An 8,625-nucleotide genomic window follows, 5' to 3' on the forward strand; every position below is an offset into this window, starting at 1 on the left:
CTTCGGTGGCGGTCGTGACCGTGACGACCGTGGTGGCCGTTCGGGTGGCTTCGGTGGCGGCGACCGCGAGCGCGGTGGCTTCAACCGCGACCGCGACGACCGCGGCGGCCGTTCGGGTGGCTTCGGCGGCGGCGACCGTCCGGCCCGCTCCTTCGGCGACCGTCCGTCCTTCGGCCGGGACCGTGACGAGCGCGGCGGCAGCAGCCGTCCGTTCTCGCGCCGCGACGACCACCGCTCCGGTGGCCGTCCGCAGTCCGACCGCGGTGGCTTCAACCGTGACCGTGGCGGCTTCGGCGGTGGCCGTGACCGTGACGACCGCGGCGGCCGTTCGGGTGGCTTCGGTGGCGGCGACGACCGCAAGCCGCGCTGGAAGAACTGACGCCGCACCGGCGGTGACCGACCGCCGGCCGGGCTGAACGTGCGGCCGGGCCGACCACACGGCCGGGCCGACCGCGTGAAACGCACGAAGGGCCCGCTCCTCCCCTGGAGCGGGCCCTTCGCGTTTCCCCCACGCGGACACCCCGCCATCCCCCCGGGGTGTTGTTCTGGAAGTGAGAATAACCTGTGGCGCACGGGCGCGGTAGTCCCGTAGCGTCGCGGCCATGAGCAGCAGACTGCACGACGTGGCACGGGTGAACGAGGAGATCGCCGAGCGCGGGAGCTACCGGACGGCCGGGGGTGAACTCGTGCGGGTGGGGGAGGAGTTGGCGGCGGCGAAGGCCGGCACGGTGTCGTACGCGCCGGAGCGGCTGGACGCGCTGCTGGCGGAGGGCGGCCGCGGGCCGGGGCCGGCGGCCGGGCGGATCGAGGTCACGGCCGAGGGGAGCGTCCAGGCCGCCCGCCGGCTGGTCGACGCCGGGGCGGGGCCGGTCGGGGTGCTGAACTTCGCCTCCGCGCGCAACCCCGGCGGCGGCTACCTGCGCGGCGCCCGCGCCCAGGAGGAGGACCTGTGCCGCAGCGCGCTGCTGTACAGCTGCCTGCTGGAGGCACCGGACTACTACGAGGCGCACCGGGCCTCCACCGACCTCCGGTACAGCCACCGGGTGATCGTCTCGCCGGCGGTGCCGGTGATCCGGGACGGGCGCGGCGAGCTGCTGGCGCGGCCGTACCCGGTCTCCTTCCTGACCTCGCCCGCGCCCAACGCCGGTCAGCTGGAACGGCGTTCACCCGGTACGGACGTCCGCGGCGTGCTCGCCGAGCGGGCCGTGCGGGTGCTCGCCGCGGCCGCCCGGCACGAGCTGCGCACGCTGGTGCTCGGCGCCTGGGGCTGCGGGGTGTTCGGCAACGACCCGGCGCAGGTCGCCGAGGCCTTCGAGGGGGCGCTGGCCCGGTACGGGGCGGCGTTCGACCGGGTGGTGTTCGCGGTCTGGGACCGCGCGCCGGTCTCGGCGAACCGGGCCGCCTTCGAGGCCCGGTTCGGTGCGGAGCGCGCGGTCCGGTGAGGGCCGGCTAGCGCTTGCGGGCGGAGAGCGCCGTCGCGGCCGTGGAGGCCGCCGCGACCACGCCGGTCACCGCGAACACGGACGGCCAGGCGCCGATCTTCTTCGCCAGCGGGTGCGAGCCGCCGAAGGCCGCCACGTACAGGCCGGTCAGCGCCGCCGCGGTGCCCGTGCCCGAGCTCCGGCGCCACTGCGCGGCCGCCCCGGCGCCGGCCACCGCCAGCACCGCGCCGCCCAGTTCGCGCCGGCCGCTCCAGCGGGCGACGCCGTAACCGCCGACCAGACCGCTCGCCGCGGTCAGCGCGGCGGGCGCGGCGGCCGCGATCACGTTCGGGACCTTCGCCATCGTCGACTCCACTCGTAGGGGGGCTGTGTCGGCTTCCGACCCTAACCCGGTGAACGGGCGGGGCCGTCGGGGCCTCCCGGAACGCCTGGACCCGGAGCGCCCGGTCTACCGGAACGCCTCGGCGGGCGTCTGCCCCGGCACCGTGGCGGCCAGCCGACGGGCGGCCTCCACCGGGTCGAGCACCCGCTCCAGCCGCAGGTCGCCCGGAACCTCCTGGATGAACCGCCCGGCCGACCAGCTGCGCTCGTACGGCAGCGGCTCCAGCACCAGGGTGCGCACGCCGTCCACCACCGGGATATCGCCCGGCGTCCCCTCGTTCCAGATCCAGGAGCCGTCCGGCGCGACCAGGTTGAAGGCACCGGTGGCGATCACCCGGCGGCCGTCCAGGAACGCCGTCCGGGCCAGCGCCACCACCTCCCGCTCCTGCGGGGTGCCGGGCAGGTGGCCGCCGCCGATCAGCACGTCGGCGAGCAGGGTGTGCAGCTGGAAGGTGTCGCTCAGGCCGCTCATCCGCAGCAGGTAGCCGGTGCCGGTGGGGCGGTCGAGCACCAGCAGCGGCTCGTCGTCCAGCATCAGCGCCAGGTGGACCAGGCCCTTGAAGTCGTGCTGCTCGCCCTGGTAGCGGTCGAACAGCTCCAGGAGCACCTCGGTCACGCCCGAGGCGCGGGCCTCGGCCCGGACCTCCGCGTGCGCGTACACCGCCCAGGCCGCCTGCTGCCACAGGTGCAGCGTCCACCAGGCGACCACGGCCAGGTGCGCGTGCCACTCGTCCAGGTGCGCCGGGTCGGCGATCCGCTCGTGCGCCTCGGCCGGATCGTCCTCCTCCGCGCTGGGCAGCGGGCCGCCGCCGGTGGAGACCCAGCGCCGGACCAGCAGCTGCGCGCCGGTCAGCGCCCCGCGCAGACCGGCCAGCACCGGGCCGGAGCAGGCGACCGGGTCGGCGCCGTGCTCGACGCAGGCGCCCACCACCATGGCCAGGTGCGCGCGGGGGAAGGGCGGGGCGTCCGGCAGCAGCGCGGCCAGCCGGGGGCCGGCCGCCACCCGCTCCGCCGGGTCGGCCGCGCCGAACAGCCCGCCGACCAGGCCGAGGGCGGGCCCGAACCGCTCGTCGTCCCCGGCCGCGACCACGGCCTCCAGGGCGGCCACGGCTTCGGAGAAGGTGGGCTGTTGACGGTGCGACGGTATCTGCTCGGTGGACATTCGCCGCAGCATAGGGGGCGGGGCCGGTCCGGCGGAAACTCCTCCGCGCCCCCTGCGGAGAGCCCTCGGCCGGCGGCCCGCACGGTGGCCCGCACGGTGGCCCGTACGGCGGTGCGGGACGGCCTGTCGGTGCCCGGTGGCAGACTGCGATCGTGACAGACTCCGCGATCACCGACGGCAGCTACCTCGTCCGCAACGTCGGCAGCGGCCTGCTGCTGCGGGTCGCCGACGGCTCCCGGCGCAGCGGCGCCCGGATCGTCCTCGGCGCGGACGACGGCAGCGACGCCCGGCTCTGGCGGCTCACCGCCGTCCACCCGGGCGGCGCGCTGTTCCACATCGAGAACGTCGGCAGCGGGAAGCGCCTGGACGTCGCCGGCGCCTCGACGGAGGACGGCGTCCGGATCCAGCAGTGGTCGGCCAACGCCTTCGGCGCCCAGGAGTGGCTGCTGGAGGCCCACGTCGACGCCCCGGGCACCTACACGGTGACCAGCTTCATCAGCGGCAAGCCCCTGACGGCGGGCGACACCCCGGAGGCCGACGTCCACCAGCGGGAGGACGCCGACGCCCCGGCGCAGTGGTGGCGCTTCGAGCGCCGGGAGGGCTGACGGCCGGTCAGTCCGAGAGCTTGGCGCGGACGGCGTCGAGTTCGGCGTCCGTCGTGCCGTGGTGGCGCAGGTAGTCGGGGACGCTGCCGTGGTGGTCGTGGATCCAGGCCAGCGAGGAGGCGAGGTGCCCGGCGTCGACCGGGCGGGAGATCCGCTCGGTGCCGGTCTCGTCGACGTACGGGGTGGGGCCCTTGTCGAGGCCGAGGCCGACGTTGGAGCGCAGGAAGTCGGTGGTGATCTCGGCCTCGGAGGCGCCCAGCAGGGACTGGAGGACGGCGATGGTGAGGCCGGTGCGGTCCTTGCCGACGGCGCAGTGGACGACGGCGGCCAGTGAGTCCGGCGCGGCGAGGCGGCGGACCACGGCGGCCAGCGAGGGGCCGGCCGTCTCGGCCATGAAGGGGTAGAGGGCCGCCTGGTCCTCGGGCCAGGGCCGGTCGACGTCCTTGCGGTCGGCGGGCAGGGTCGGCAGGTTGAGGGACTCGTGGTCGAGGCCGTGCCGCTGGTCCGGCCAGGTCCGCAGCTCGAACGCGCTGCGCAGGTCGAACACCGTCCGCAGGCCGAGCGCCTTGAGCCGCCGGGCGCCCTCCTCGGTGAGGGTGTGGAAGGACCCGGAGCGGTACAGCACGCCCCGGCGGAGGGCGCCGATCCCGCCCGCGTCACGGAAGTTGCGCACACCGGGGATGTCGATGAAGGCGTCGGTCATGGCCACCACCGTACGGGCGGGGGCGGACGGGCGGAAGGAAACCGGAGGGGGCCGCTCGGTGGCGGGACGACGCTGGCCGAAACCGGCCCCCTCCGGTACGGAACCGGGCTGTTCAGCGCCCGCCCGAGACCTCCAGGAACGCCCCCGTGGTGTACGAGGCCGCCGGGGAGAGCAGGAAGAGGACCGCCTCGGCGACCTCCTCCGGCTGCCCGCCGCGGCGCATCGGCAGGTTGGGCGCGACCCGGTCGACCCGGCCGGGCTCGCCGCCGAGCGCGTGGATGCCGGTGTGGATCAGCCCCGGCCGCACCGTGTTGACCCGGATGCCCTCGGCGGCGACCTCCAGGGCCAGGCCGCGGGTCATCGAGTCCACCGCGCCCTTGGCGGCCGCGTAGTCGACGTACTCGTTCGGTGAGCCGATCCGGGAGGCCGCCGAGCCGACGTTGACGATGGCGCCGCCGTGCCCGCCGTACCGGGTGGACATCCGGCGGACGGCCTGGGCCGCGCAGAGGAACGGGCCGGTGATGTTGGCGGCCCAGATCCGGTTCAGCCGGTCCTCGTCGATCTCCTCCAGCCGGCACTGCTTCTCCAGCGTGCCGGCGTTGTTCACCAGCCCGGTGAGCGGGCCGAGTTCGGCGTCCACGGTGGTGAACAGCCGCTCCACCTCGGCGGTGCGGCTGACATCGGCGCGGACCGCGAGGGCGGTGCCGCCGTCGGCCCGGATCTTCTCCACGACGGCGGCCGCGTTGGCCTCGTCCGTACGGTAGTTGACGCAGACCCGGTAGCCGCGGCGGGCGGCCAGCAGGGCGGTGGCGGCACCGATGCCGCGGCTCGCGCCGGTGACGATCAGGACCTCATCGGTCAGGGTGGTCGACATGGCCCGTACGCTACCCGGCGGCCCGGCCGGGGACACCCGCCGCGGCCGCCCGCGGGGCCGCGATCCTCGGGGCCCGGTATCGGCGGCCGGGCCGGCGCCGGAGCGGAATTCGCTCGCCCGGCGCGGCCCGCTCCGGCGAGGATGCCCGGACGAGGATGCGGTGCCCGCCCGTCCGTACGAGAGGAGTCCGCCGATGTCCGCCGTTCCCGCTGCTCCCGTCCCTCCGTCCGTCCCCGGCACGGTGCTGCTCTCCGGCATCGTCGGCTCCACCGCGTACGGCTTCGCCCACGCCGGCTCCGACCTCGACCGGCTGGGCCTGTTCGCCACCCCCACCGAGGAGTTGCACGGCCTGCACCGCCCGGCCGAGTCCCAGGTGACCACCGCGCCGGACCTCACCCTGCACGAGGCCGCCAAGTGGTGCCGGCTGGCGCTGGGCTGCAACCCGACCGCCTCCGAGCTGGTCTGGCTGCCGGACGGGCTCTACGAGGTCCGCACCCCGCTCGGCGACGAACTGGTCGGCCTGCGCACGGCCTTCCTCAGCGCACCGGCCGTACGGAAGGCCTACCTCGGCTACGCCGACCAGCAGTTCCGCAAGCTGCTGACCCGCGACACCACCGACCCGGCCACCCGCCGCCGGGCCGCCAAGCACGCCCGGCACCTGGTCCGGCTGGTCGAGCAGGCCGTCCGCCTGCACGAGACCGGCCGCAACCCGATCCGGCTGCCCGACCCCGAACGCATCCGCGAACTGGGCGAACGCATCGCCGACCACCCCACCCTCGCGGAGGGCCTGCTGGCCGACGCCGCCGACCGCCTCGCCGGCCCCGGCGTGCTGCCCGCCGCGCCCGACCCGCGCCCCGTCGAGGCCTGGCTCCGCCGGGTCCGCGCCGCCCACTACACACCGCCTCAAGACCCGCTCCACAACCCCGGCACGCCCGCGCAATCCACTGGCGGAGCCCTGGGCCCCACCGGGTAGGATCGCCGTGGTCCTCCCACCCGGAACCCCGGGTGTTCCAGGGCCGCGGGGCGCTAGCTCAATTGGCAGAGCTGCGGACTTTTAATCCGTAGGTTCAGGGTTCGAGCCCCTGGCGCCCCACCGCACCGAGGCCGGATCGGGATGTTCTCCGATCCGGCCTCCGTCGTTCCCGGGCGTGGGCGTTCCGCCGCCCGGAGCCGCGCACCGTCACGGGCCGCGGCCGGTCCTGGCGGAAGCCGCCCGGGTGTGCCCCGCGTGCCCAACTCCGGTGCGTGCGAGGGCGTTGGGGTGCCTGGTCCGGGGGCGGGCCGATCCGCTGCCGTCCGTGGCCGGTTCGCGCCCCGCGGCCGGTGCCGATCGTGCGGCGCCCCCACCTGCCGTGCCGGTGGCTGGAATTCGGCGTGGACGCGGACCGGTGGAGTGGCATGGGTCACGTCGTAATCGGGCGTTTTCGACTGTTCTGCGGTGGTGTTGCCCGTCGGTCGGCGGGGTTGTCCGAGGGCCGAGGGTCGGTGATCGTGTCGGGCCTAAATATGATCGGAAGCCACGATCGTCGGTTAGTGGTGACGGTCGTATGTGCAACCTGGGAACGGTTCGGGCCGTCTCTCTGTGTGCGGTGCGCCGGATCGTCAGGGGCGTCGCTTCCGTCGGTGAAAGGTACGCGCATGTCAGGTCGGAGGGGCGAGAGCCCGGCTCGGGGCGAGGACATGCCCACGACGGAAGGTGCGGAGAGTTCAGTGCCCGGTCCGCGCAGCGGTGGCCGGGCGGAGGCCCGCCGTGCCGCGCAGGGCAAGGGTGGCGGTTCGGCCACCGCGGGTGCCGCGGCCGCCGCGGGCGGCGGCCGGGCCGCGGCGCGCAAGAGCGCCAAGCCCAAGAAGAACGTGAAGAAGATCGTCGCCTGGTCGACGGCGGGCGTGCTGGTGGTCATCGCCGGTGTCGGCGGCGCGATCTACCTCAAGCTGAACGCCAACATCAAGTCCTTCGACGCCGACGCCATAGCCCGCAACCGCCCCCCGGAGGCGAAGGCCGACGCGGACGGCAACAGGCCGGTCAACGTGCTGCTGATCGGCTCGGACAGCCGCGGCAAGAACAACTCCGACCTCGGCGGCGGCGCCGACGACGGCGGCGCCCGCTCGGACACCACGATCCTGCTGCACGTCTACGCCGACCACAAGCACGCCGTCGGCATCTCGATACCGCGCAACGCCAAGGTCGAGCTGCCGTCCTGCAAGCTGCCCAACGGCAAGTGGACCAAGGGCGGCAACACCGACCTGTTCAACGCCGCGTTCTCGATGGGCGGCAGCGACGACGGCAACCCGGCCTGCACCCAGAACACGGTGGAGAAGCTCACCGGAATCCGCGTCGACCACACCCTGGTCGTCGACTTCAACGGCTTCGCCGCGATGACCAAGGCCGTGAACGGCGTGGACATCTGCCTGCCGAAGCCGATCTACGAGGGGGACATCAACCCCAACCTGAAGAGGAAGGGCGACCTCGTCCTCCCGCAGGGCAAGCAGACCGTCGAGGGCCAGCAGGCGCTCGACTACGTCCGGCTGCGGCACGGCATCGGCGACGGCTCGGACATCGGCCGGATGAAGCGCCAGCAGGCCTTCCTCGGCTCGCTCGCCACCAAGATCAAGAAGGAGGGGATGAACCCCACCACCCTCCTGCCGCTGGCCGACGCCGCGACCAAGTCGCTGGTCGTCGACCCGGGCCTGGACTCGGCCGACAAGCTTGCCTCCTTCGGCCTGTCGCTGAAGAACATCGACATGCACGACCTGAAGTTCGTGACGGCACCCTGGCGCTTCCGCACCCAGGACAAGGACCTCGACCTGGTCCAGCCGGACGCCAACAAGCTCTGGGAGACCCTCAAGGCCGACCAGACCATCGACGGCCAGAACGCCACCGGCCAGCAGCCGGACGCCCCGGCGGACGGCACCGGCCCGGCTCCGCAGCAGCCCGCCGCGCCCACCACCCCGGCCGCCCCGGCCGCGGACACGTCCAACTCGGCGATCAGGGTGGCGGTCTACAACGGGACGATGACCAACGGCCTGGCCGGCAAGGCGACCGAACTGCTGAAGGGCGCCAAGTTCACCGCCAGCACGGCGGGCCAGGCGGCGAGCACCAAGTACAAGACCACCACGATCGAGTACGGCTCCGGGCAGAAGGCGAACGCCGAGAAGGTCGCCGCGCTGTTCCCCGGCGCCAGCCTGGAGTCCAGCACCGCCCGGGGCATCTCGGTGATCACCGGCCAGGACTTCGCGGCCGCGATGGGGATGTCGACCGGTGCCCCCGCGGGCGGCGGCGCGACGGCCGCCACCCCGGGCGTCCCGGCGCCCCCGCAGCCGCTGCCGACCACCATCACCAACGACGCCCGCTCGGCGGACGACGACATCTGCGCGAACACCAGTTACGGCAGCGGCGGCTGACCGCATCGGAACGACCGCACCCACCGGAACGACGGGGACGACCCCCGGGCCGGCGC

General features: G+C 74.5%; 8 protein-coding genes, 1 tRNA gene and 1 pseudogene. 5 read left to right on the forward strand and 5 right to left on the reverse strand.

Going from position 1 to position 8,625, the window contains the following annotated elements:
* On the reverse strand, positions 1 to 604 hold a 604-nt coding region (locus ACFU7Z_RS30295), incomplete at its 3' end, for a hypothetical protein (RefSeq protein ID WP_380780988.1).
* Between ACFU7Z_RS30295 and ACFU7Z_RS30300 the strand changes: the two genes are divergently transcribed.
* Positions 603 to 1,442 carry a TIGR02452 family protein gene (locus ACFU7Z_RS30300; protein WP_049660839.1) on the forward strand — a complete coding sequence of 280 codons (840 nt, stop codon included), beginning with the start codon at positions 603 to 605 and terminating at the stop codon, positions 1,440 to 1,442. The two genes, ACFU7Z_RS30295 and ACFU7Z_RS30300, sit on opposite strands and share 2 nt — an antisense overlap.
* 7 nt (positions 1,443 to 1,449) lie before the next feature.
* On the opposite strand, the gene ACFU7Z_RS30305 is transcribed toward ACFU7Z_RS30300, so the two are convergent.
* Together ACFU7Z_RS30305 and ACFU7Z_RS30310 are read right to left on the reverse strand one after the other, a co-directional pair.
* Positions 1,450 to 1,785, reverse strand: coding sequence for a hypothetical protein (locus tag ACFU7Z_RS30305; RefSeq protein ID WP_074002063.1), 336 nt, complete (start codon positions 1,783 to 1,785; stop codon positions 1,450 to 1,452).
* Positions 1,786 to 1,890: 105 nt separating this feature from the next.
* Positions 1,891 to 2,985: a hypothetical protein gene (locus ACFU7Z_RS30310; RefSeq protein ID WP_074002184.1), complete on the reverse strand. Its 1,095-nt coding sequence runs from the start codon at positions 2,983 to 2,985 to the stop codon at positions 1,891 to 1,893.
* A gap of 146 nt (positions 2,986 to 3,131) precedes the next feature.
* On the opposite strand from ACFU7Z_RS30310, the pseudogene ACFU7Z_RS30315 reads away from it, so the two are divergent.
* A pseudogene (locus ACFU7Z_RS30315) lies at positions 3,132 to 3,590 on the forward strand (RICIN domain-containing protein); the annotation flags it as partial.
* Positions 3,591 to 3,597: 7 nt separating this feature from the next.
* Here the strand turns inward: ACFU7Z_RS30315 and ACFU7Z_RS30320 are convergent.
* Together ACFU7Z_RS30320 and ACFU7Z_RS30325 are read right to left on the reverse strand one after the other, a co-directional pair.
* Positions 3,598 to 4,293: a tyrosine-protein phosphatase gene (locus ACFU7Z_RS30320; RefSeq protein WP_380780990.1), complete on the reverse strand. Its 696-nt coding sequence runs from the start codon at positions 4,291 to 4,293 to the stop codon at positions 3,598 to 3,600.
* Between the two features lie 112 nt (positions 4,294 to 4,405).
* The gene (locus tag ACFU7Z_RS30325) at positions 4,406 to 5,167 is read right to left on the reverse strand and encodes an SDR family oxidoreductase (protein ID WP_380780992.1); all 762 of its coding nucleotides are present in this window, start codon (positions 5,165 to 5,167) and stop codon (positions 4,406 to 4,408) included.
* A gap of 193 nt (positions 5,168 to 5,360) precedes the next feature.
* Between ACFU7Z_RS30325 and ACFU7Z_RS30330 the strand changes: the two genes are divergently transcribed.
* The 3 genes from ACFU7Z_RS30330 (at position 5,361) to ACFU7Z_RS30340 (ending at position 8,569) form a co-directional block, all read left to right on the forward strand.
* Positions 5,361 to 6,140 carry a DNA polymerase beta superfamily protein gene (locus ACFU7Z_RS30330; RefSeq protein ID WP_117488956.1) on the forward strand — a complete coding sequence of 260 codons (780 nt, stop codon included), beginning with the start codon at positions 5,361 to 5,363 and terminating at the stop codon, positions 6,138 to 6,140.
* Positions 6,141 to 6,187: 47 nt separating this feature from the next.
* Positions 6,188 to 6,260 (forward strand) — tRNA-Lys (locus ACFU7Z_RS30335).
* Between the two features lie 587 nt (positions 6,261 to 6,847).
* The gene (locus tag ACFU7Z_RS30340; protein ID WP_380780994.1) at positions 6,848 to 8,569 is read left to right on the forward strand and encodes an LCP family protein; all 1,722 of its coding nucleotides are present in this window, start codon (positions 6,848 to 6,850) and stop codon (positions 8,567 to 8,569) included.
* The last annotated feature ends 56 nt before the right edge of the window (positions 8,570 to 8,625 follow it).

The organism is Kitasatospora sp. NPDC057518 (assembly GCF_042802075.1).
GTDB lineage: Bacteria > Actinomycetota > Actinomycetes > Streptomycetales > Streptomycetaceae > Kitasatospora.